29 protein-coding genes are annotated in these 22,361 nt (G+C 49.6%); 19 read left to right on the forward strand and 10 right to left on the reverse strand.

Features of this window, described 5'->3' with window-relative positions; all coding sequences use genetic code 11:
• Nucleotide 1 precedes the first annotated feature (1 nt).
• The gene (locus MT343_RS16640; protein WP_186435777.1) at nucleotides 2–322 is read left to right on the forward strand and encodes a DUF3240 family protein; all 321 of its coding nucleotides are present in this window, start codon (nucleotides 2–4) and stop codon (nucleotides 320–322) included.
• Here the strand turns inward: MT343_RS16640 and MT343_RS16645 are convergent.
• From MT343_RS16645 to MT343_RS16655, 3 genes are read right to left on the reverse strand one after another with little or no spacing between them, the layout of a single operon-like run.
• Nucleotides 306–1,649 (reverse strand): sensor histidine kinase, encoded by a 1,344-nt coding sequence (locus MT343_RS16645; protein WP_145466588.1) that lies wholly within the window; start codon nucleotides 1,647–1,649, stop codon nucleotides 306–308. The two genes, MT343_RS16640 and MT343_RS16645, sit on opposite strands and share 17 nt — an antisense overlap.
• The gene (locus MT343_RS16650; protein ID WP_145466589.1) at nucleotides 1,649–2,329 is read right to left on the reverse strand and encodes a response regulator transcription factor; all 681 of its coding nucleotides are present in this window, start codon (nucleotides 2,327–2,329) and stop codon (nucleotides 1,649–1,651) included. The genes MT343_RS16645 and MT343_RS16650 overlap by 1 nt, the downstream gene beginning before the upstream one ends.
• Nucleotides 2,330–2,386: 57 nt before the next feature.
• Nucleotides 2,387–3,892 (reverse strand): mannose-1-phosphate guanylyltransferase/mannose-6-phosphate isomerase, encoded by a 1,506-nt coding sequence (locus MT343_RS16655; RefSeq protein WP_145466590.1) that lies wholly within the window; start codon nucleotides 3,890–3,892, stop codon nucleotides 2,387–2,389.
• Nucleotides 3,893–4,027: 135 nt separating this feature from the next.
• Between MT343_RS16655 and MT343_RS16660 the strand changes: the two genes are divergently transcribed.
• The gene (locus tag MT343_RS16660; RefSeq protein ID WP_145466591.1) at nucleotides 4,028–4,696 is read left to right on the forward strand and encodes a metallophosphoesterase; all 669 of its coding nucleotides are present in this window, start codon (nucleotides 4,028–4,030) and stop codon (nucleotides 4,694–4,696) included.
• 58 nt (nucleotides 4,697–4,754) lie between these two features.
• Here the strand turns inward: MT343_RS16660 and MT343_RS16665 are convergent, their stop codons facing one another.
• A complete protein-coding gene (locus MT343_RS16665) occupies nucleotides 4,755–5,735 on the reverse strand; it encodes an RluA family pseudouridine synthase (RefSeq protein ID WP_145466592.1) in 981 nt (326 codons plus the stop codon).
• 1,508 nt (nucleotides 5,736–7,243) lie between these two features.
• On the opposite strand from MT343_RS16665, the gene MT343_RS16670 reads away from it, so the two are divergent.
• From MT343_RS16670 to MT343_RS16695, 6 genes are all read left to right on the forward strand, one after another.
• Nucleotides 7,244–8,170: a putative phage abortive infection protein gene (locus MT343_RS16670; protein WP_186435778.1), complete on the forward strand. Its 927-nt coding sequence runs from the start codon at nucleotides 7,244–7,246 to the stop codon at nucleotides 8,168–8,170.
• A gap of 84 nt (nucleotides 8,171–8,254) precedes the next feature.
• On the forward strand, nucleotides 8,255–8,713 hold the full coding sequence (locus MT343_RS16675; RefSeq protein WP_145466593.1) for a hypothetical protein: 459 nt from the start codon (nucleotides 8,255–8,257) through the stop codon (nucleotides 8,711–8,713).
• A 166-nt stretch (nucleotides 8,714–8,879) separates the two neighbouring features.
• The gene (locus MT343_RS16680) at nucleotides 8,880–9,224 is read left to right on the forward strand and encodes a hypothetical protein (RefSeq protein ID WP_145466594.1); all 345 of its coding nucleotides are present in this window, start codon (nucleotides 8,880–8,882) and stop codon (nucleotides 9,222–9,224) included.
• A 126-nt stretch (nucleotides 9,225–9,350) separates the two neighbouring features.
• Nucleotides 9,351–10,115: an SDR family oxidoreductase gene (locus MT343_RS16685; protein ID WP_145466595.1), complete on the forward strand. Its 765-nt coding sequence runs from the start codon at nucleotides 9,351–9,353 to the stop codon at nucleotides 10,113–10,115.
• A gap of 220 nt (nucleotides 10,116–10,335) precedes the next feature.
• Nucleotides 10,336–10,656, forward strand: coding sequence for a DUF2834 domain-containing protein (locus tag MT343_RS16690; protein WP_145466596.1), 321 nt, complete (start codon nucleotides 10,336–10,338; stop codon nucleotides 10,654–10,656).
• 97 nt (nucleotides 10,657–10,753) lie between these two features.
• Nucleotides 10,754–11,389, forward strand: a complete 636-nt coding sequence (locus MT343_RS16695; RefSeq protein WP_145466597.1) for a LysE family translocator — start codon at nucleotides 10,754–10,756, stop codon at nucleotides 11,387–11,389.
• A 53-nt stretch (nucleotides 11,390–11,442) separates the two neighbouring features.
• Here MT343_RS16695 and MT343_RS16700 read toward each other — a convergent pair whose 3' ends face one another.
• A complete protein-coding gene (locus MT343_RS16700) occupies nucleotides 11,443–11,910 on the reverse strand; it encodes a YqaA family protein (protein ID WP_243989422.1) in 468 nt (155 codons plus the stop codon).
• 252 nt (nucleotides 11,911–12,162) lie between these two features.
• Here MT343_RS16700 and MT343_RS16705 point away from each other — a divergent pair, with 252 nt between their 5' ends.
• The 6 genes from MT343_RS16705 to MT343_RS16730 all read left to right on the forward strand — a co-directional run bounded on the left by MT343_RS16705 (nucleotide 12,163) and on the right by MT343_RS16730 (nucleotide 15,536).
• Entirely contained in the window at nucleotides 12,163–12,537 is a 375-nt protein-coding gene (locus MT343_RS16705; protein WP_145466598.1) for a hypothetical protein, read from the forward strand.
• A 108-nt stretch (nucleotides 12,538–12,645) separates the two neighbouring features.
• Complete coding sequence (locus tag MT343_RS16710) at nucleotides 12,646–13,209, forward strand: hypothetical protein (protein ID WP_145466599.1); 564 nt, start codon at nucleotides 12,646–12,648, stop codon at nucleotides 13,207–13,209.
• A gap of 336 nt (nucleotides 13,210–13,545) precedes the next feature.
• On the forward strand, nucleotides 13,546–14,151 hold the full coding sequence (locus MT343_RS16715) for an SMI1/KNR4 family protein (RefSeq protein ID WP_145466600.1): 606 nt from the start codon (nucleotides 13,546–13,548) through the stop codon (nucleotides 14,149–14,151).
• A 46-nt stretch (nucleotides 14,152–14,197) separates the two neighbouring features.
• Nucleotides 14,198–14,650 carry a hypothetical protein gene (locus MT343_RS16720; protein ID WP_222428443.1) on the forward strand — a complete coding sequence of 151 codons (453 nt, stop codon included), beginning with the start codon at nucleotides 14,198–14,200 and terminating at the stop codon, nucleotides 14,648–14,650.
• 42 nt (nucleotides 14,651–14,692) lie between these two features.
• Nucleotides 14,693–15,064: a hypothetical protein gene (locus MT343_RS16725; RefSeq protein ID WP_145466601.1), complete on the forward strand. Its 372-nt coding sequence runs from the start codon at nucleotides 14,693–14,695 to the stop codon at nucleotides 15,062–15,064.
• An 85-nt stretch (nucleotides 15,065–15,149) separates the two neighbouring features.
• Nucleotides 15,150–15,536, forward strand: a complete 387-nt coding sequence (locus tag MT343_RS16730; RefSeq protein ID WP_145466602.1) for a DUF5071 domain-containing protein — start codon at nucleotides 15,150–15,152, stop codon at nucleotides 15,534–15,536.
• A gap of 86 nt (nucleotides 15,537–15,622) precedes the next feature.
• On the opposite strand, the gene MT343_RS16735 is transcribed toward MT343_RS16730, so the two are convergent.
• Nucleotides 15,623–16,351 carry an SDR family oxidoreductase gene (locus MT343_RS16735; protein WP_145466603.1) on the reverse strand — a complete coding sequence of 243 codons (729 nt, stop codon included), beginning with the start codon at nucleotides 16,349–16,351 and terminating at the stop codon, nucleotides 15,623–15,625.
• A gap of 146 nt (nucleotides 16,352–16,497) precedes the next feature.
• Here MT343_RS16735 and MT343_RS16740 point away from each other — a divergent pair, with 146 nt between their 5' ends.
• The 3 genes from MT343_RS16740 (at nucleotide 16,498) to MT343_RS16750 (ending at nucleotide 18,974) form a co-directional block, all read left to right on the forward strand.
• Nucleotides 16,498–17,376: a LysR family transcriptional regulator gene (locus tag MT343_RS16740; protein ID WP_145466604.1), complete on the forward strand. Its 879-nt coding sequence runs from the start codon at nucleotides 16,498–16,500 to the stop codon at nucleotides 17,374–17,376.
• A gap of 79 nt (nucleotides 17,377–17,455) precedes the next feature.
• Nucleotides 17,456–18,181 (forward strand): hypothetical protein, encoded by a 726-nt coding sequence (locus tag MT343_RS16745; protein WP_145466605.1) that lies wholly within the window; start codon nucleotides 17,456–17,458, stop codon nucleotides 18,179–18,181.
• 37 nt (nucleotides 18,182–18,218) lie between these two features.
• The gene (locus MT343_RS16750; protein ID WP_145466606.1) at nucleotides 18,219–18,974 is read left to right on the forward strand and encodes a class I SAM-dependent methyltransferase; all 756 of its coding nucleotides are present in this window, start codon (nucleotides 18,219–18,221) and stop codon (nucleotides 18,972–18,974) included.
• A 71-nt stretch (nucleotides 18,975–19,045) separates the two neighbouring features.
• Here MT343_RS16750 and MT343_RS16755 read toward each other — a convergent pair whose 3' ends face one another.
• Both MT343_RS16755 and MT343_RS16760 read right to left on the reverse strand, forming a co-directional pair.
• Entirely contained in the window at nucleotides 19,046–19,462 is a 417-nt protein-coding gene (locus tag MT343_RS16755) for a DoxX family protein (protein WP_145466607.1), read from the reverse strand.
• Entirely contained in the window at nucleotides 19,459–19,806 is a 348-nt protein-coding gene (locus tag MT343_RS16760; RefSeq protein WP_145466608.1) for a rhodanese-like domain-containing protein, read from the reverse strand. Before MT343_RS16760 ends, MT343_RS16755 begins: the two co-directional genes overlap by 4 nt.
• 59 nt (nucleotides 19,807–19,865) lie before the next feature.
• Between MT343_RS16760 and MT343_RS16765 the strand changes: the two genes are divergently transcribed.
• Together MT343_RS16765 and MT343_RS16770 are read left to right on the forward strand one after the other, a co-directional pair.
• Complete coding sequence (locus MT343_RS16765; protein ID WP_222428444.1) at nucleotides 19,866–20,348, forward strand: MarR family winged helix-turn-helix transcriptional regulator; 483 nt, start codon at nucleotides 19,866–19,868, stop codon at nucleotides 20,346–20,348.
• Nucleotides 20,349–20,381: 33 nt separating this feature from the next.
• Complete coding sequence (locus MT343_RS16770; RefSeq protein ID WP_145466609.1) at nucleotides 20,382–20,684, forward strand: hypothetical protein; 303 nt, start codon at nucleotides 20,382–20,384, stop codon at nucleotides 20,682–20,684.
• A 55-nt stretch (nucleotides 20,685–20,739) separates the two neighbouring features.
• Here the strand turns inward: MT343_RS16770 and MT343_RS16775 are convergent, their stop codons facing one another.
• Both MT343_RS16775 and MT343_RS16780 read right to left on the reverse strand, forming a co-directional pair.
• Nucleotides 20,740–21,204 carry an NfeD family protein gene (locus tag MT343_RS16775; RefSeq protein ID WP_145466610.1) on the reverse strand — a complete coding sequence of 155 codons (465 nt, stop codon included), beginning with the start codon at nucleotides 21,202–21,204 and terminating at the stop codon, nucleotides 20,740–20,742.
• A gap of 3 nt (nucleotides 21,205–21,207) precedes the next feature.
• A complete protein-coding gene (locus tag MT343_RS16780; RefSeq protein ID WP_145466611.1) occupies nucleotides 21,208–22,149 on the reverse strand; it encodes an SPFH domain-containing protein in 942 nt (313 codons plus the stop codon).
• Nucleotides 22,150–22,361: the final 212 nt, after the last annotated feature.

Here is a 22,361-nt window from a genome sequence, read left to right on the forward strand (position 1 = left end):
GATGACTGATGTATTGCTGACCCTTTCTACCCGGCCACAGCAGGCAGAAGCGATTTCTGACTGGTTACTGGAACAGAACCTGCCTGGCTTTACCTCGTGGCAGGCTTTTGGTCACAGTAACCGCAACGAGCAGTTAAGCCTGAGTGAGCAGATTCAGGGAAAACAGAAACGCACAGTAATCAGCCTGCATCTGCCGCCGCAACGGGCAGATACTCTGCTGCAACAGCTGGCCGCTGCTTTTCCACAGTACGATATTCATTACTGGTTGCAGCCACTGCTGGCCTGCGGCGCATTAAACCCGTATGTCAGTACGGCAGAGTAACCGTTACCTGCAAACCTCCGCGGCCGTTATTTAACGGCCGGTTGTTTAACTGCAGCCTGCCCTGATACTGCGCCACGATATCACTGACAATGGCCAGACCAAGACCATAGCCTTTAACCGATTCGTCCAGTCTTTCGCCCGGATTAATCAGTCCGGGAATTTTTTCTTCTGCAATTCCCGGCCCGTCATCACAGATACAGACCCGCAGCTGCCCCTCAGCCACACGGATATCCACGTCGACAGCGGTCTGTGCCCATTTGCAGGCGTTATCCAGTAAATTACCGAAGAGTTCGATAATATCTTCACGGTCACCGGGATAACGGATTGCTGCCGCCATATGACACTGTAACTGAATATGCGGATAGAGCTTTTTCAGGGTCAGCAGCAACTGATCAAACATTTCATTCAGCTCAATTTTCGGTGCCCGGCTCATCAGCCCGGCGATACGCGCGCGCTTCATTTCGTTATCAATCTGCTGCCCCATGCGCTCGACCAGTTCCCGCGCCTCAGTCAGATTCTGCTGCTCAGCACCGCCGTTCTGTTCCTGCATATCGCTCAGGCGGTTAGCCAGAATTGCCAACGGGGTTTTTAATGAATGGGATAAATTGCCCGATGCCAGACGGGCACGGTTAAGCCGTTCACGGGTGCGCTCACCCAGCGCATTAATTTCATTTACCAGCCCGGTCAGCTCCTGCATATCCGGTGGTGGCAGCTGATCAATATCCTGCTGCGCCAACTGTTTAAGCTGATTACTGATCTGGCTGAAAGGCTTAAGCGTACGCATCAGCAAACGCCGCTGCCACAGGAACAACCCTGTCAGCAGCAATGAGAATAAACCGGCAAGCCAGAAAAACGCATGCAGAAAAGCATTAATAATTGGCTGAAAATCCTCACCCACCTGCACATGCAGGTGGCGCTCACCCTGCTTCAGGGTCTGGCTCAGAACATATAAATACTGGTTATTTTCAAACGGCTGCCAGTGCCATTGTGGCTCGCCTTCTTTCACATCGTGAATATGTTCGTCATGCAACCTTATGCCCTGCAGCGAAACCGACAGCAGTAAATCATCGTCACTGTTGATCTGAAAATAATGACCGGAAAAGGGCTGGTTAAAGACCGGAGTTAAATGCTCATGCTCAATTTCGGGTACCGGGCCGGTCCAGCTCAGCTCATTCAGCAATAAGTCACGGTCATGTTCGAGGCGGCTTTTAAAGTAATCCTGTGCGGCAATATTCAGTGCAATACCGGCGGCCAGCAACATAAACAACAGCACCAGCATCTGACCGCTGACCATATAGCGCAACAGACGCGCCGACAGAGACCACATCAGTTATCCCCCTGCTGTAATACATAACCCTGACCACGCAGGGTGCGGATACGCTGCTCGCCGATTTTGCGCCGCAGACGGCGGATATAAACCTCCACCAGGTTGTCATCTTTTTCTTCCTGCCAGCCATAGTGGCTGTCGAGCAACTGCTGTTTGGAAACCGGTTTTCCGGCTTTTTGCATTAACAGGCGCAGCATACTGAACTCGGTGGCGGTCAGCTCCTGCTCCTGCCGCTGCTCGTTCAGCATAACTTTTTGCCGCTCTTCATCCAGTGTCAGCCCATAAACGGTTAAGCGTAACTGGCCATCCTGCTGCAGACGGCGGCGCATGGCTTCCAGGCGCGCCAGCAGTTCTTCTTTGCGGAAGGGTTTACCCAGATAATCATCGGCACCGGCATTCAGGCCATCGACCCGCTCCTGCCAGCTGTTGCGCGCAGTCAGAATTAATACCGGCATCAGAATGCCCTGTGCACGCCAGTGCTGCAAAACCTGCAACCCCGGCGCGCCCGGCAGACCAAGATCCAGCACGGCCAGATCAAAACGGCCGTTATGCACATCCGGATGGCTCATCGCCCAGTCGCCACGGTCAATGGCTTCAACCTGATAACCGGCCTGGGTTAAATAAAAAGCTACATCGCGGCTTAATTGCGGGTCATCTTCTACCAGTAAAACCTGTGTCATATGAGCGCCATCTGTTGCTGATACCTGCCTGCTGCTGTTTTTTATCCACGGCCACGTTTATTTTCTGCCATAAGCGTCCTGCAGCCGTTCGATATCATCTTCAGCAAGATAATCTCCGGACTGCACTTCGATCATTTCCAGAAGAATATCGCCGTTATTTTCCAGCGAGTGAATATCGCCCAAAGCAATAAACGTAGATTCGTTAGCGTGCAGAACTTCGCTTGTGCACACACCCGCTCGCTCACGGATAACCGTTGCTTCACCGCGCACCACCACCCAGTGCTCGGCGCGGAAACGGTGACGCTGCAGCGATAAACGCCCACCGGCTTTTACCCGCAGACGCTTGATTTTATAACCCTCGCCCGGATGCAGTACTTCATAACTGCCCCAGGGGCGATACACCAGTCGTGGTTCTGTTTTACCCGCATTGGCGACAGGTGCCAGTGAACCCACCTGTTGGGCCTGATCTTTATGCGCAATCAGCAGTGCATCGGCGGTATCCACTACTAATAAATCCTGCACACCCAATAACGCAATATCGCGTCCGCTGCTGCTGTGCAGATAATTATTGCGGCTGTGCTCAAAACGTCCGTGAGCGGCTGCGCTGTTATGCACAATATTTCCCTGTGCATCGGCCTCGCCCAGTTCGCCCAGTCCGCTGAGAACCTGCCAGTTACCAATATCATTCCAACCGCTGTTAACCAGTGGTGCCGCAACCACCGCCTGCGCAATCGCACTGAGCGGTTCAAGCAGGGCAATATCCACGGGTAAATGCGGGCATTGTTGCAAAGGTCCGGTGGCCGGACGGATAAAATCGAGATCCTGCTGCGCCTGTGCCATCGCTTCCTGCGTTGCAGCAAACAGCGCTGGCTGATATTCGCTCAGGCGCTGTAAAAAAGCCTGAACCTGCCAGAAAAAAATACCACTGTTCCATAACCAGCCAGCCTGTTGCCGGGTATTAGCCGCCAGCCATTGTGCAGCGGTGTGCGCATCGGGTTTTTCGCGGAATTCCACAACATGCCCGCCCGCATCTTTACGTAAATAGCCAAACCCCGTCGCGGCATATTCAGGCTCAATACCAAAAATACCGGCGGCGCCCTGACTGACCTGTGCCTGCAACGACACAATTGCATGAGCCAGTACCGCGTTATCGCTCAGCGTCTGATCGGCGGGCATCGCCAGCATCAGCGTCTGTTCACGATGTTCCCTGGACTTCTGTGAATTATGCGCAAGGTGCTGTGAATTGTGCGCCAGATGCTGCGCCGCCAGCGCCAGAGCCTGTGCGGTATTACGCCCCTCGTCTTCCAGCACAATCTGCGCACGGATATTCAGCGCCCGGCATTGTTCGGCGGCGAGAAAACGCTGCGCCTCATGGCAGACAATAATGGGCTCAACCGCTGGCTGGCCGAGCCGCTGTAACAGATCCTGCGCGCGCAGCAGGGTTTGCTGCAGCAGCGACCGTTCAGGATCGAGCAGCGGCAGAAACTGCTTGGGGCAATCACGGGTAGACAGTGGCCACAGGCGCGTGCCTGTACCACCGGCAAGAATGACAGGAATGATCATGGCGGAATCCGGGTCATCGTCTTTTGCATTCTGAAGCCGGCATTGTATGCTGCGCACCCGGTCTTTACGACCCGGACAGCAGCAACGGCCTGTCGGCTCCTGCTATTCCTTTTATTACCGGTTCCGCTTTCTGTCATGCTGATTCAGCCACGCCTGCTTCGTTTAGGTAAAAATGCCAAAGGCCGCGACTTTGTTGTCGGCGACCTGCACGGTTGTGTGCCTGCGCTTCACGCCCAGCTGCAACGTATGGGGTTTGATAAAAATCACGACCGTCTGATCTGCACCGGCGATCTGGTCGACCGTGGGCCGCAATCACCCGAAGCGCTGGCACTGCTTGATGAACCCTGGTTTTTTGCGGTTATCGGCAATCATGAGCAGCTGCTGTACGAAGCCTTCCGCGAAGATAATGCCACCTCACGCGAGCTGATTTTACAGCACGGTGGTGACTGGATTCTGCAACATGACAAAAGCCTGTGGGATGACTGGTTCCGGCAGATAGAACAGCTGCCGCTGGCAATTGAATTAATCAACCACCACGATGAGCATGTCGCCGTTATTCATGCCGACTTTCCCCTCGCTGACTGGCAGGACTTTGACCAGCTGGATAATCATCTGGCCGAGCGTGCCATCTGGGCACGCGAGCCGTTTAAACAGCAAACGGCTGGCGATATTGCCGGAATCGACTGGATTATTTACGGCCATAACGTAACCGAGCACGAGCTGCGTATCGGCAACCGTCTGTATATTGATTCCGGGGCGTTTTTACACCGCGATTTTATTATTAAAGATATTGATCAGCTCTGATCAGCTTAAGACCAGAGCGTTTTTAACGAGAAGTGCGGTTTTAAAGAGAAGCGCGGTTTTAAAGAGAAGCGCCTTGCAGATAAGGCAGCCAGGCTTTGGGATAGTCTTTATCATAAATCACCACCTCATCGCGGTGATCGCCCGTCGCGGTATTCAGCTGTAATTCAAAGGCATGCAGTAAATGATGCTCAGCCCCCAGCTGGGCATAATCGTCTGCGCTTAAATCCTGCTGCAGACGCTTTAAATAAAAGCGGCCGTTATGGCTGTAGATTTTATCGCCAATAATCGGATACCCCAGATGTGCCAACTGGGCACGGATCTGATGTTTACGCCCACTCAGCAATTCACATTCAATCAGGCTGTAGCCATTAAAGGTTTTTAATACACGGAACCGGGTGGTTGCCAGCTTCGGGCTTTTGACTGTATCGGCTTCATCTTCTGCCACCACATGCATCTGCGAGCGGATAGCACTGTCGGTTTTTTCTGCCAGAAAAGTCTGACACTCATAATGCTGCCAGTCGGGAACGTCATAAACCAGCGCGTGGTAAACCTTGCGCTCAATTAATCGCTCCAGTTTTTTCTTCCACTTTTTATCGGCATGGGCATAGTTAGCCAGCAGAATAATGCCCGAGGTTTCGGCATCCAGCCGGTGCAATAAATGCGCGTCTTTATGCGCTGTAGCCCGGCGGAACAGGCTGATCAGGGTATTAAATAAATTACGTGTAGTACGCGATACCGGCAGCGCTGCCGGTTTATGCACGGCCGTTAATTCCTGATTTTGCCAGAGTATTTTCCAGCCAGTATCAACCGCCTCTTCCTGATGATCGGGCAACATCAGGCTGATGTTATCGCCTGGCTGTAATTCAATATCGCCGTACTCAGCCACGCCATTAACACGCACAGCCCCCAGCGCCTGCGCTGCCGCCACCTGCGCCTCTGACCAGTGGTGATAGGCCAGCAGCACCGAGGCACGCAGGCTGATCGCCTGATACTCGTGCCAGCACAGCTCAAAGCCTTTGTCGGGGGCGGTTTTACTCACCGGTGTGTCCTCGTTAATACAGGTGGTGATTAAAGCATGAAATGGTTAACCGGCGCAGCGGATGAGTAGCCAATGCGTGGACTGAGTAGCCGCTGCGCGGGCTGGCTTTTTGGGTTACCGCCCGGCCCGTTGACCTCTCGCTCCCACGCTCTGCGTGGTAGTGCCCGCTGCTGAAACGACTCGCTCCCACGCTCTGCGTGGTAGTGTCCGTTGCTTTGTTGGTTCTGAAAATGATTGTGTTCTGAGTTGTAGCCAATGCGTGGACTGAATAGCCGCAGCGCGGACTGGCTTTTGGGCTGCCGCCCGGCCCTATGACCTCTTTGAGGGGCCTTACCTCTCACGCCGGTCGGGCGCTCACTCCTGACCGCCATGGATGGCGGAAATGCAGATTGTGCAGGAGCACACAATCGGCTCGCTTCGCGCTTTGTGGCCCGTAACCCCTTACTCACTCGGTTTTTCTGACCACGCGCCCGTGCGACATCCCTGTCGCTGCGCGCTCGCCGGGCATCCATGCCCGGCAGATCAGAAAAATCATCGTTCGCTGCGGCGGCCCACTTGCGCATAAAAACCATAACGCCAAGCCAAGCTTCAAAGCTGGCGGAGTTTCTTTTGAAAAGCCGCGTTGCGCCTGAATGAACGCGGTATTTGTGCGGTGCCAGTCAACCAGGCAGGTAATCCGGTGGAAAGCACAGTACGGCCCGGAGCCCATTCATTTAAATTATCAAACGGTATAAGGCTCCGGGCGAATTGCTGTGCGGGCCGGATTGGCCACGCAGTTGACTGAATAGCACCGGACAGCCGCCAGAGAGGATCGGAAGGAGATACCTCTCCTTGCATGGGGCGCAGGGGCTTGCCCCGCATTGGCTCAGAGGCGACTACAAAAGCCAGACCGCGTAGCGGCTAAAGCACCACCACTGTCGCCCTTTGCCACTTGTAACCATTTTTATCAATTATTGAACCCATCCCAGAACTTCAGTACTCTTCAGACCAGCAGGGAAGCCGTATTCGCACGATATAACAACACCAGAACTCAGACCGTCAGGTCGGTTTATCTGACTCAGTACCGATACCCTCCCCGCCCGAAATCCGAAAGCTTTACCCACGCGATTCCTGACCTGCGCTTATAAGGACGGGCGGCAGCGTGTCTGAATCATCAATCAGTGTTTTTTGTGGGTAATGGCAAAACGTTGAATGTAAAGAAGTACTGATATACATACTGTATATTTCCGGATTTTAACGAAACCTGGCACGCTTTACATTCGTGTCTGCTCGTTTTGCCGGCGGCCAGTAACTTAAACACGAAGTGAGTCAATAACTTACAACGTTGGTTGACAAGTTTATGTGCGCTGGAAATTGGAATTAACAGGCACGCACGTTTTTCTGGAAGAGATTTTTAAGTTATGGAAGTTTTCTCAGCTTGGTCAATGAGTTATATGGGGTTTCTCGAAAGAGTCACCCGGAATAAATGCACACGCACACTAATAATCTGTTATGCCTAAAGAGAACATATGCCACGCCTGAGTCTAGAGAAAAAATTTGAAAACCTGACACCTGCCAACTTATTCAAATGGCTTGCATGGATACTAGCCTTTGCAGCAGGAATCGTAGGGGTCGTATTCACTTTCTACTTCATGGAGTTCCACGGAGAATTTAGTAGCCAAAACGCCGACTGGGGTACTTTCGGCGACTTCATAGGCGGAACACTGAACCCATTACTTAGCTTTCTTGGCCTAATTGCCCTACTACTAACAATTGTCCTGCAAAGCAAAGAGCTTGAGTCCACGAGAAAAGAACTGGAACGCTCAGCATTAGCTCAAGAAAAAACCGAATCAGTGCTAAGTGAACAGGCGAAAACTCAAGTAAAGCAACAATTTGAAGGCACCTTCTTTTCACTGCTTGATCAACACAATAAAGCGCTAGAAAAAATAGCAACACCAACAGGTAAATGGACCAACGGCCGATCAGACATTGATATAGTAAGGGAAGCTGTTTTTGAAAGAGCCGCCTCGAACCTGGCAGGAGCCAAAGATGCTCTTGAGAAGAAAAATGGATTGTGCGGCCACTATTTCAGAATCTTGTATCAAATCTTAAAATTTATTTCCACTAACGTGCCAGACGGCAACATTGGAATAAATTTTGACGGCGAACATATTAAAAATAGCCCACTCGCACCAAATGAAAAAATGTACAGCAATATACTCAGATCCTTCTTGAGTTATGACATAACTCAACTTCTAGCCATAAATTGTCACTGCATCAATTCTCAAGACACTTATTGGAAATTCAAACTATTAATAGAGCGCTATGCTTTTCTTGAGCATATGCCCTTCGAGATCGACAGCGAAGCACATCAGTTGCTTTTAAGTACCGCCGAGTTTTACGATCAATCGGCTTTTGGTAAAAGCCAATTTAAGGGCACTCCGAGTGACGAATAACAAGTCGCTCAAATCGCTCATTTCGTTCGCTGGGATGGGCTAAAGCCCGCCCCTTAGCTTATCGTTAGAGCCCTGGGCACACAAATGTCAGATCACTATATTTGCTTTATTCCTGCTGAACCCGACTTTATTCCAAACGAAGAATCTCAGGCAGCCGCTGCTGCACTGATTCAAAAAACATGGAATCTGGAAAAATCTGAGATCACGCCCGAAACCGATACACACATTGTATTCAGGGACTGTGGCGAAAACTTTGAGTCTGTCCATTGTCCGCACTGCCGTGCTGAAATGGAGATTGGGCATTGGCAAGCCCTTATGGATCAAAGCTACTCAGATGAGTACGGCTTCACGATCAGTACAATACAAACTCCCTGCTGCGGAAAGTCCACCACGCTGAACGATCTTTCTTATAAGTGGCCTATGGGTTTCAGTCGGTTCGTTCTGCGCGCTGCCGACCCCGGATGTGAGATTTCCGATCACCTGCTTATCGAACTGGAATCCGCTATAGGTTCCAAATTGCGCGTTATTCATCAGATGTACTGAGTGCACAACAAGAGTATCTATATAGCCTCAACAGCTCGACGATTTTTTTGTTTTGCGACCAAGTAAGACTTTGCGTTGTATATCTGACACCTGCTTCAAACCGTTTGCGACATCACATGGTCGGCCTCTCCCTTTAACCAGCGTTATAAATTTTCATGAGTAAAATATGAATACAGTCACGTGTTACCGTCCTCTCGGAGAAAAGGAGTTAGAGCTGGTAAAAGAGAGTGGTTTTAAAAAATGGCCACCCAGATTACCAGAGCAGCCTATATTCTATCCTGTTACAAGTGAGGAATATGCTGTCGAATTGACCCAGTGGAATATTACAGACTTCGGTAAAGGATACGTTTCGAAATTCGAAGTAAAGAAGGATTTCATGGATAAATATCCCATTAAGACTGTTGGCGCTAAGCGCCACACAGAATGGTGGGTACCTGCTGAAGAACTGGAAGAGCTGAATGCCAATATCATAGGTGAAATATTAATAATCGGTGAGTATGGCAATTCATAACAATAAGCCGTTAAATTCACTGAAATCTTGGCGGTACGATATACAGCAAGATTCGGGTCGAGTATCAGAGAAAGAGTCTTTAGAGTATTTATAGCATTTCGCTATCAAATATCTTAAGAGGTCGGTATGAATATTTTACAAGACAAAGTTGCACTGGTTACTGGTGCCAGCTCTGGAATTGGCCGGGCTACGGCAAAGCTGTTTGCTAAAGAAGGGGCAAAGGTTATCGTTGCCGCCAGACGACAAAAAGAGCTTGATACGCTTGTCGATGAGATTATAAAGGAAGGAGGAAGTGCCAAGGCATTAGCAGGTGATGTACAAGATGAATCCTATGCTAAAGCATTGGTGGATCTTGCCATTAAAGAATATGGTGGTCTCGATATTGCTTTTAATAATGCAGGAACGCTGGGTGCTTCTGGCGCAACATCTGAGATTACGCTGGAAGGGTGGAATGATACTGTCAACACAAATCTAACCAGTGCTTTTCTGGGTGCTAAGTATCAACTGCCGGCAATGGTAAATACAGGTGCCGGTTCCATTATATTTACTTCTTCTTTTGTGGGTTATACGATTGGCCTGCCTCAAATGTCAGCTTACTCTGCAAGCAAGGCTGGGATTATTGGCTTAACGAAGGCATTGGCATCTGAATATGGATCAGAAGGAATCAGGGTTAATGCTTTATTGCCCGGAGGTACTGATACGCCAATGGGACGTGAATCGTCAAATACGCCAGAAGCTATAGAATTTGTAAAAAGCATACACGCATTAAAGCGTTTAGCCTCACCAGAAGAAATTGCAAAATCTGCATTATACCTTGCATCTGATGCATCCAGCTTTACAACGGGTACAGCCTTGCTAGCCGATGGTGGCGTTTCTGTTTGTAAAACATAGTTTAATTGCGGCTATAAAAAATAAAGGCATGGACGCGAAAATCCGCGTCCATGCTTTAAGCGCCAGATAAATTTGAGCCTGTGCAGTCGTGACTGACAAGACTAAAACCCTACTCTGCAAGCTACCACTGTTTATAATCAATTTTCATAAAATCGGCCACCTGCTGCGCAGTTGAATCCGGCATTAAGGCTTACTAATGAATATTTACAAGGGTAATTAAATGCTGGGGTTTTATCTGGTGCTTACATTGTTAGGAATTTTACTTCCCTACGGAGCGTTTGTTCCCTGGTTGCTGGCTAATGGTTTAGACATTACCCTCTTATTTAGTGAAGCGGTGGCTAATCCTATCAGTCTGTTTGCCTGGCTTGATGTTTTGGTAGCGGCTGTTGCGTTATTAGGCTTTATCGTTGCAGACGGTCAGAAGCATCAGGTGCAATATCGATATTTCGCTGTGTTGGGAACGTTGTCGGTTGGAGTCTCATTTGGTCTTCCGCTGTATCTTTACCTTAAAGAAAAGCAGTCTCTAAAGCCAAAGCCCTGACAAACACATGCTGCCTGGCTAGTATCCACGCCGTTTCAGCAGAAAGAATAGTGCCTGTTCGAAAGGCTGTAATATCAACAAAAACCGGGAGATAGATATGTTATCTTTATTGAATATAGGTCTGGCGTTCTTTGTAATTGCGGTATCACCCGGGCCTGCGAACATCTCGAATGCAACAATTGCAATGAGTCTGGGAAGAAAGATCAGTTTAATCTATGGCGCAGGGCTGTCGGTTGGTCTGGTATTCTGGGGGTTGGTTGCTGCAAGCGGCTTTGGGGTGATTCTGCAAAGCTCTGTTTATTTATTGATGACACTTAAAGTTTTTGGCGGGTTATACCTTTTATGGCTGGCTTTTTTGTCTGCTAAAGCCGCTGTTAACCCGGATAGCCAATCAGTTCAGGCAGAAAGCAGCTCAACGTCGTATGCCGGCTGGTTTGTCAAAGGGGTCGTGCTTAATGTTTCGAATCCTAAAACGGTCGTCGCGTGGATGGCGGCTCTTTCTGTCGGACTTGGAGCAAACGACAGTACGGCTTTTCTGATGTCAGGTGTGCTTGTTTGCATAGGCGTCGGTTTTGCTACCAACGCGCTGTACTCCATAATTTTTTCTTTTAACGGCGTGATGGCGTGGTATCAGCATGCCAGTCGTTGGATTAACGGCGCGGTTTCTGGTCTGTTCGCAGTGGCCGGTGCCGGGCTGATTCGTTCAGCGTTCAGCCGGGAGAACGCATCATAAAAGGGGTTAACCTTTTTCAGAGCGTTAAATTTTCTCCGCTTTAGCAATCCTCCTCACCCCATCATATAATCAAACCCCGCTACTAATACGGCGTAGCGGGCGGCCTTGCCGATGGCGACCAGTAGTAAAAATAATGGGAAGTTAGCACGCAATACGCCTGCAACCAGCGTCAGTAAATCACCTACTACTGGCAGCCAGGCCAGCAGCATGCTCCAGATACCGTAGCGGCCAAACCAGCGTTCGGCCTGTTGCCAGCGGCTGATATTTGCCTGCGATTGTTGCCTGGCTATAACCCGGTCGGCTGCATAGTAGCCAATGGCATAGTTCAGCACACTGCCGAGGGTATTACCGGCACTGGCGACCAGCCACAATGCCAGCGGGTCCAGTTGCTGGCTGAGCAATACCAGCAGCAACCACTCAGAGCCAAGCGGTAACAGACTGGCAGCCAGCAAGGCGAGAATAAATAAACCACCGTAGCTATACAGCCAGGGCCATTCACTGAGCATCATCCAATCGGGCATAGGGGCTTTTGAGGGCTTAATAAAAACCGGATTAAAGCATGAATGGCCGGGGCTATACATGCTATTCAACAGCGACCCAATAAGCAGCAGCCAGACCAGCAGCGATCTGGCCCTCTGCAACCGGTCCGGCAGCACCTGATCCAGCAGTAACCAGGCCGACAGAGACCAAACCAGTACGAACAGGGCATTGCAGAATAAACGCTCAGCCTTTTATGCTGACGGTCAATTAATACAACTCAAAGTGAACCAGCAATGAAAAGTACTGTAAGCATAGGAAAAATTGAAGACGTTGAAATACCCGCAGACCTGCCTTATGCCGGTGCGCTGAAGCAACTGGTAAAAGATGCCACCGGAACCGGCGTTACCATTAATGTTGATTCTTTTTATACGAATGAAGCAACGGAGCTTCACAACTTCGTTGATACCATCACCTATCGTTTTGTTACCGACGGCGATGAGGAGTTTCTGGCTTATTGTGTCTGTTCCAGACCGGTGGAAATTTACCGCGAAGTAAAGTTTGATGGCACGATCTGTGTTTCCAATGCAACAGACATCGAAGTATCAAATACAGCCATCAGTACAGAGCAAATTTCTGTCAGAATGAAAAAGTTTCTCAGCATCGGTTAGCACAATCTTTTATGATCCTTAAGACTAAAATCATCAGACACATGCCGTACAATTAAAAACCAATAATTGACCGTGTTTACCGATAATTAATTACAATCTGGATGTAACATGAATACAGACTATTTGCTTAACATCATTACTGCTCCGGTAGCGGATGACTACTTTCCTGAACAATTTATCGAAGAATGCAATAATTTCAAAAACATTAACTATTTTAAATACTCAATACCAGAGAGCGAGTCATTACTTCGGTTCAAACACGTTATTCCTGAGCAATGGCACCGCTGGTTTGAAACTTACATCCAATTGAATAAGGACGGTCAGTTTCCATCCCTTTGGCCCTTTACCCAGGAAGCCATTGCTTTCGATTTCAGACAACAGCTGGATGACTTCAACAGCGATACAGAACTCTTCGCTCTGGGATCAGACCCTTCAGGCGATTGGTTTGTCATGACCCAGAACAGTGGCTCAATGGTTTACCTGTGCGACCAGTATGCCCACAATCTGTATGATGGCTGGAAAGATCCAAACCACTTACTGGCATGGGCATGCCGCTCGGCGTTAGCCGATGAAAACAATCTGACAAAAGAAGCCGTTCTTAATTACTGGACGACCAGAAATGAGAAGGCGGACCAGGCAACCATCGAACGTATCGCCGACAATCTGAATTAAGCACAGAGAAATATCACCGGAACAGATAACGCCCTGTTCCCACCATTAGGGCCTGTCGACACTAATTGAATAGGTCCTGCTGAGAGCTAGTTTTTCTCAGAACAAGGAGAGAGGAGTGATATTAGCGGGCTAAATGAATGACGAACGACGAAGTTAATGAGAAAAACTGGCCTCAGCCCGAAGGGTTATGGCTAAAAATCCCTCATCCTGCGTTGCTGTTCGTTCGCTTAACCCGTTAGGCCACACTCTCAGCGCCTTGTTTGAGATATCTTTAGCCAATAACAGGCCTGTTTAATTAGTGTCGACAGGCCCTAAGACACTGACAGAGAATATTGTATGCAAGAGCAATGGGAAAAGATGACCACCATTTTTAATGCACGCGGTGGTTTTAATCTGCTTGAGTTAAACAACGGCGCAACAGCCGAAGAGATCGCCCAGCTTGAACAGCATACCGGGCTTGAATTGCCGCAGGCGTTCAGAAACTTTCTGTCTGTGCACAATGGCCAGGAGCCGGGGAATGGCCGTGGTTTCTTCTTTGGTATCCGCTTGTTGTCGATAAAGGAAATTATGCGCCAGTGGGATACCTGGGTGGCACTGGAGAATGATGGCCTGAATGAAGATCTGGCCGATTCTATGGAGTCTTCTCCGGAGGGGGTTATCAAGCCCCTCTACCTGAACAGAAAATGGCTGCCGATTACCCATGACCATGGTGGTAATCATATCGGTATCGATTTTGATCCTGATGTTAAAGGCAAGATGCATCAGATCATTTCATTCGGGCGTGATGAAGATACCAAGAAACTGAAGGCCGATTCGTTTGAAGAATTTATCGGTAAATTTATCGGCTATCTCGAAAGCGTTAACTGGGAATTAAACGCCGAACGCTGGGATATTAAAGACAAAGAATACGACATGCATTTCCACGACTGGAATGCGTTCTGATATGAGTGCCTGGCTGCCAGTAACCGGAGATAGTAAGCAGATGACTATGAAAAATTATCTGAGCTGTTTCGTGCTGTTATTGATCAGCGGCTATGCCAGCGCTGACAGATCGTTAAACCAGGCACAGATTGAAGCCATAAGCCCATATTTACTCAGTGCCGTTGCAGAAACGCCCTACTCCGCTGTTATCAGGCACACGGATGCAAAGGTAATCGAGGGCACGGATGGCAGCCAGCATATTTATTATGCCGAGGTTGTCGATACCATTCGTGGGGAGCACAGAAACCGTATTCATTACGTAATGTCGGCAGAGCCTGACGAGGCGGTCAGCCTGGACGATGCAGAGGTTCTGATAACGCTTTGCATAAATAACGACGGCTATTACTGGCCGGGAACAGGTGCACAGTTCCCGGCAGATAAGCAGCTGATTCAACGGGCGAAAAACCACGTATTGAGTGCCAGCACCAATCAATCCCATTTTTCTCAGTGTGACGATTGAGTTGGCCACCTGCGTCTGGTTGAAACCACATAATGGCAGAATATGAAAGTCCTGCGGAATATAGCCTCAATTGTTGTTATCGTCAGCCAATTAACCGGCTGTGTGGGTCTGGATATCGTTCATAGCCAGAAAACTTACTCGGGTGATCCGGCAAAGACTGAGGGTGCAACAAAGACCACCTATTATCGCAGTGATTATAAGTGGATTGGCCTATACCTGTCCTTTATCATTCCCATACCTCTGATTATTCCATACGGTAAAGAGTCACAAACCCTGTGGATTAAAAATCAGGAGCTGATTTATCAGGAAGATATAAAAACGACCACGACTGGTTATGGCTGCTCCATCTGGATGGAGTGCGGTGAGTTAATGACCTGGGGGAGTGTTTTGCTGGAGCCCGAGTCGTACCATTAATACCTGCTCCAGGCTTAAGCCTTATTTTATTCGAAATAATCGGAGCCTCATTATCAGGGCCTGACCTCAGAGCATCGATAACACAATGATCAGACTTGTACCCAAAGACAAATTTGACGATGAAGCCTGTGCCAATCTGCAGGCCGCCTCCAACGAAGATCTGCTTCCTTATATTGCTGATCTGCTGGAATGTCTGCAGGACCTTAACTGGCCTATCGCCGGGCCGGTTGCTGAGCGCTTATCGTTACTGGGCAACGAGCTGGTACAGCCGGTATTAGATATTCTGAACAGCGACGACGAGATGTGGAAATACTGGATCATTTCCCATTTTCTGTATCTGGTAAGTGATGAGGTATTTCAGGCACTGCGTTTTAAACTGAACAGTATCCGCCTGCATCCAACCGCCAGCGAAACCGCAGAAGAAGTACAGAGTGCTGTCTGTGAAGTTTTATTTTCACGGCGTAACGCCTGACGAAACTTTATTCCTGCGGTAAAGCCATACTCCGGCGCTCTATAAACCTGCGCCGGATAGTACACTGATTCGTCGGACGTAACCTTTTACAGTAAATAACCGCCATCAACTTCCAGCACCGCACTGCGCATCGCCAGTGACTGATCAGAGAGCAGAAACTCGATTGCACCAATCTGATCCTGCGCCGTCATCACCCGCCCCAGCACTGTATCCTTCATCGATTCAAACAGAGCATCCTGTTGCTCCGCATCCATCCCCGCCTTGCCCTGAATGGCTGTTGCAGTTACGCCCGGGCGAACCGAATTAATACGGATACCTAAGTCTGAAAATTCCAGATTAGCCACCCGCGCAATGGCTTCAAAAGCCGCTTTGCTGGCAGCATATACCGCCGCTTGCGGGAAGGCTTTGGTCACCACAATGCTGGATACAAACACCACACTGGAGGGGTTCTTCAGCAGCGGTTGTAACTGCTGCAGGGTAATAAAGGGGCCTTTGGTATTAATGGCGATGGTCTGGTCAAAGTCTTCTTCGCTGCTGGTTGCAATAGCCTGCGGATAAAACACACCGGCATTCAGCACTAAACCATCCAGTTGAATATTGTCTTTTTGCAGGGCTGCGGCCAGTTGTTTCAGCGCCGCGCCGTCAGCACTGTCAGCAACAAAGCCGCTGCAGCCAATTGCAGCACTTACCTGATTTACTTTGTGCTGATCACGGCCGGTAATAATCACATGATTGCCGTCGGCTGCCAGTTTCTCTGCCAGCGCCAGGCCGATGCCTGCGGTGCCACCCGTAATCAGAATTGTTTTACCATTCATATCCGTTCTCCTCGTTGTTTGTTGTACGGCAGATTAGCAACTTGTCAGGTAGCCCATAAGGCATCAATATACGCACTTACTGGTTCTTATCTGGCAACAAAGTACTTTCTGCAGGCCCTCTCCGGCCATTGTTCATCAGAGGTTTTATGTCTTATCTCAATCTGCCGCTGCTGCATGTTTTTCATCTGGTTGCGGAACGTGGCAGTTTTCAGGCGGCGGCCAGCGAGCTGAACCTGCCGCGCTCGTCGGTCAGTAAGAAGATTCGTCAGCTTGAGGAGTTTGTCGGCCAGCCGTTATTACAACGCTCAACCCGGCAGCTGCAGTTAACCGATGTCGGCCGTAATTTATTGCTGGGAACCGGTGAGCTGAACAAGGTACTGAGCAATCTGAGTAGCCTGCTGGATGATATGCAGACCTCTCCGAAAGGCCGGGTAAAAATCAGTGCCAGTGTACTGATGGGTCAGGCCCGGCTGGTGCCGGTACTGAAGAAACTGCGCGGACAATTTCCCGATATTGAACTGGAATTAAATCTCGATGACCGCAATGTAGATTTGCTGGCAGAAAACGTGGACATTGCCATCCGTATTGGCCAGCTGCCCGATTCTTCTTTAATTGCGCGCAAGATTGGCGAAAAACACTGGGGCTGGTTTGCCTCGCCACAGTATCTGGCCGAACGCGGTCAGCCGGACACTCCTGCCGATCTCGCCCGGCACGATTGTCTGGTGTTCGGCTCCCTGAACTTCTGGCCTTTCCGCAACCGCGCGGGGCAGACGGAGAATATCGAAGTCAGCCCCGCCATAAAAACCAATAACAGCCGTGCTCTGGTGGATATGGCCAGCGCCGGGCTGGGCATTATTATGCTCGATCCGGAATTTATCAGAGCGGAGCGGGAAAGCGGCCATTTAGTACCGGTACTCAGCGACTGGCAGCACCCGGAAAACAGTCCGATTAATCTGGTGTGTGTCGGTGAACGAACCAAAGCCGCCCAGGCGGTATGGCAGTTTTTGCTGGATGAATTGCAATAACAGGTAGCGCAGGATAAAGACAACGAACATATTCTATGGCAGGGTTCACTTTAAGAATCTCACTTACAGGAAGCCAGATATGGATATCATTGAAGCAATACTCCGACAGTCTTCACTCTGGGAAATAACACTCCTGGCTGTATTAATTTATCTTTTTATACAACCTGATTTCCGCAAGCGCATAACCAAAATAAAGCTGGGCAATTTTGAGCTTGAATTGCAGGAGCTGAAAGATCAGGTACAGAAGGGCCAGGAGAAGATTCAGGAACTGGAAGAAGAGGTTGAAAACGAACGGCGGTTCTTTGAAGATTTTCTTGAAGATTTTGACCCTAACACCCCCATCAGCGAGCTGGCTAAGGTACGACAATCGATACGGTCTCAGGCAAAAAACCTGACTGAACTTGAATCGCTGAAAAGCCGCCTGAACCTGCAATCATCGGCGGAAGAGCTTTATTTCACAGCCGTTGCACTACGGGAAAAGCGTCCGGTATCGCTTTTGCCCGACCTCATCTCGTTTCTGCAGGAGCTTTCTGCCGACAAAAATCTTGGCGGTTATCGCTTAAATACGATCTGGACACTGACCAGTGCTCTGCACCTCACGCTGATTGCCTGCATACGCGATAAAGTTGGGCCAATGCCGGATAAAGAAATTCTCGAACAGGCGCAACGTACCCTAAATGCTCTGGAGCAAAACCCGCGAGTACAGCAAGACCGGCCGGATAATCCATCCAAAGGTATCAGGGGACCGTTAAAGCATGCCTTAACCTGGGTCGGAAAGGGGCTAGAAGCGAATAAAAAAGCATAGATACAAGACATTCATATTAACCGCGTGTCGTTAAATTATGGAAAATGCATACGGAAAACTGGCTGCCTGGGTATATCACCTGGATAAACCCATCGGCCATTCATTTGGTGATCTGGAGTATTACCGTGAGCGTCTCGCAGGCTGCACGGGGGCGATACTGGAGCCCGCAACCGGCAATGGCCGCATATTAATTCCTTTGCTGGAATCCGGTCTGGATATAGAAGGTTTTGATGCTTCAGAAGAGATGCTGCATTACTGCCGTCAGGAATGTCTGCAGCGGAATCTTAACCCCAGACTTACTCGTCAGAAATTTCAGGATTTTACCGGCCCACGGCGCTATGAAGCCATTATTATGCCTGCCGGATCTTTCCAGTTGATTACCGACACGGCATCGGCACTGGCACTGCTGCAGCGCTGTTATGATAACCTTCTGCCCGGCGGACGTTTGATTCTGGATACAGATAACAGCAAAGAGATTATCCAGAGCAAGGGCGCTCTGCGCAGCTGGAAAGTGTCTGATAACGAACGGCTGACACTCTCCAGCTCAGATCCTGACATTAATTATGTGCAGCAAACAACGCTCACCTACCTGCGCTATGAGCACTGGCAAGATGGGCTGTTAACCCACAGCGAACTTGATCTGTTTTGCCTGCGTTGGTGGGGAATTCATGAACTGACATTCGCTCTGCGGGCAGCCGGTTTTACCGACGTTATCGTATCCGGCGGCTATCAGCATGGCAGAGCACCCGGTAACGACGATGCAATTATCAGCTTTGAAGCGCGACGGCCATAATTCAGATTCTGAAACGGAAGCGCAGAAGCCTCTTTGAGACTTCTGCACTGGCTTATTTTTTTCCCGGAGATTCAGCGCTTCAGCAAAAAATTACGCGGGCTTAAAGCGTAGTGACCATCACCGAGCAGGATATGCACAACGGATGCAACCAGCAGAAACAACGGATATTCCCAGCCTCCTCCGGCACTGGTATGTACCCAGCCATTACCGGCGTGGGTCCAGGTTGCGACCAGTAATACCGGCACTAACACGGCTGATGCATAGCGGCCATAAAAGCCGGTTAAAATCATCAATCCGCCGCACAGCTCAAGCAGAAATACCGGCCATGCCATAAATGCTGGCATTCCCTGGCTGGACAACCAGGCAGCAAAGCCCGGAATGGTAAACACACACCATTTCAGTAACGCGTGAGAAATCCACATACTGCCCAATGCCAGCCGCAATAAAGTGGCACCAGAGCTACCGAAGCGTTCATCAATAAAATTCATACTTCGGCTCCTGTGTTGGCCAGTTCCAGCGGATAACCAGCCTCCTCCCAACCCTGCTTTCCATCGACAAATTCCCGCACATTAACGTAACCCATTTGCGCGAGAATTTTTGCCGCCATTTTTGAGTTCTGACAGCTACTGCTGGCGCAGTACACAACAATCAGCGCCTCGTTATCCGGCAGCTGTTCAGCGGCGCGTGCTCTGATTTCGTCATGGGGAATATTCAGCGCACCGGGTAAATGTCCCGCTGCAAAGTAGCGTTCGGGCAGAGCTTCAACCAGTGTCATAGGTATTCCCTGGTCGAGGTTTTGTTTTATCTGTTCAGACTTAATGGTGTTGTTCATATGCTTTCTCCTTTGCACCTAGTTGCAATTGCAACTAAAACAACATTAAGCACAACTGGTTGCAATTGCAACAACTTGCTTCTAATATTCTCGGCATGAACAAAACACCATCACCACAAGCGATTCAGGCCTGGATACAGCTGCATCGTACCCAACGTCAGTTACTGAGCACCGTCGAGACTGCGCTGAAGAGCCAGGACCTGCCCGCTCTGGACTGGTACGACGTTCTTCTGGAGCTGCATAAAGCCAAAGGCGATGGCCTGCGCCAGTTTGAAATTGGCGAAAAAATACTGCTGAACAAGCATAATCTGTCACGACTGATCGACCGGCTGGAAAAGAACCTGCTGGTAGAGCGTCATCAGTGTTCAGAAGACGGGCGTGGCAACCGTATTAAAATCACGAGCGAAGGCAGCAGCATGGTGAAGGCGATGTGGCCGGTATACAGCCAGGCTATTCAGCAGAATTTTGCCGCTAAGCTGACGGAAGAAGAAGCGCAGACACTGTCAGAACTGCTGGCAAAAATACTGCCCGCAGCACAATAAACAGCCGGCTGCTAATACAAGGATCAGAGAGACATGAACACGGATGTCAGAAAGACCGTACTGGGCTGTATAAAAATATGCGACAACCCTTTTGTGCGCAGTGATCCGTCATCCACCGATCTGACGCTGAGCGCAGTGGATGCACTATGCGAGAAATATTCAGTGGATGATATTTTAGCGATTCTGCAGGCAGAGTTTGAACGACTGGAAATCGTTATTAAGGGTCGGGTCGGCAGCGGCACCGCCTATGAATTTATGCTGCTGAATCAGGATGCGCATTACAACTGCAAGGCAGCCATTGCTCATTTGCGTCAGCGGCAAGCAGCGGATTCATAAACTCCGCCCATAAAAAAGCCTCCGCAGAGGCTTTTTGATTTTCCGGAAATCACTGTCAGTCGGTATTTTCCAGTGGTTTAACCCACAGCACACCAACATCCACTTTAATCACCTCTACCATGGTGCCTTTGGCAATAGGTTCAAAGCTTTTCAGTTTCCAGCGAATACCGGAATAGGCGTACTCGGTTTTCCCGGCACCATCGACATCCTCCTCCAGCATAAATGGCTGACGGGCAAAGTCGCTTCTGATGCTGTCCTTCTGTACTTTGTTCTGCATCCGTTGCAAGGGTTTCCACAGCGCCAGAGCCAGTACCGCTGTCAGAACAGTATTACTCCACAGCGCTGCGGTTGCGGTTGCAGGCAACAGATCCAGACTCATTGCAAAACCGGTAATCAGCAGCGATGCGCCGAAAAACAGCAGAATAAAGGTAGCAAACCCGAGTACGGCCACTTCAATAATCAGTGCGGCAATACCAGCGACCATCAGCGTCTGGGGAAGATTCTGTTGCAGCAATTCCATAATTTATTCCTTTTTATTATTCAGAGAATTGATGATTGCCATTGACTGGGCCACCAGCGAGCTGGCATCTGTACCTGCATCCGGCAGCAGCACAACCGAGGATTCTTTGGCGATGGCTGCTTTGGCTTCAATCGCTTTGGTTGCCAGATCCAGCTGAATGGCTTTCTGACCTTCGGCGGTATTAGCCGCTTCACCAATTTTACGCAGCGCTTCGGCTTTTGCTTCAGCAACGGCCAGAATGGCCTGGGCCTCACCTTCGGCGTTTAATACCTGTTCGGCTTTATCGGCCTCTGCCGCCAGAACCTGAGCCTGTTTACGGCCTTCGGCAACGTTAATGGCTGCCTGACGGTCACCTTCAGATTCAAGAATCTGGGCACGCTTAACCCGTTCGGCTTTCATCTGCGCTTCCATCGATTCCATCACCGATTTAGGCGGCACAATATCTTTAATTTCGTAACGCAGTACCTGAATACCCCATGGCTCGGAGGCTTCGTTAATTGACGATACAATATTGGTGTTCAGCACGCTGCGCTCTTCGAAGGTGCGGTCGAGTTCCATTTTACCCAGTTCAGAACGCATAGTGGTCTGTGCCAGCTGGGTAACCGCAAATACGTAATCGTCCACACCGTAGGTGGCTTTATACGGATCAAGCACACGGAAATAGAGCACACCGTCGACCGACAGGGTGATGTTGTCTTTGGTAATGGCTGACTGGCTTGGTACATCCACGGCCTGTTCTTTCAGACTGCGGTCGGAGGCAACGCGGTCAACAAAAGGAATTACAAAGTTCAGACCGGCTTCTTTGGTGCCCTGATATTTGCCGAAACGTTCGACCAGCCAGGCACGGTTTTGCGGAACAAAGATGATGCTTTTTTTCAGCACCACCAGAATAAAAATCAGCGCAAAGGCTTCGACAGAAAAGAGCTTACTCAGCAGATATTCCATGAATAGTGTTTCCTTGTTGAATTAAAGGCCAGTTTAACACCAGCCTCTGGCATGGCGCAGCAGCCATTGGCCTGATTTTACAATTCCATGCATAGGCTGCGACAGGGTTCGCATAAGTGCCTGTGCATATTCCTGATAAAGAACATTCTTTGATCATATCGGCAAATGCGGTCGGATTACGGCACCTCAGCACCCGTTTGTGCCTGAAATCT

Source organism: Venatorbacter sp. C2-1, from assembly GCF_022832715.1.
Classification (GTDB): Bacteria; Pseudomonadota; Gammaproteobacteria; order Pseudomonadales; family Oceanobacteraceae; genus Venatoribacter; species Venatoribacter alkanivorans.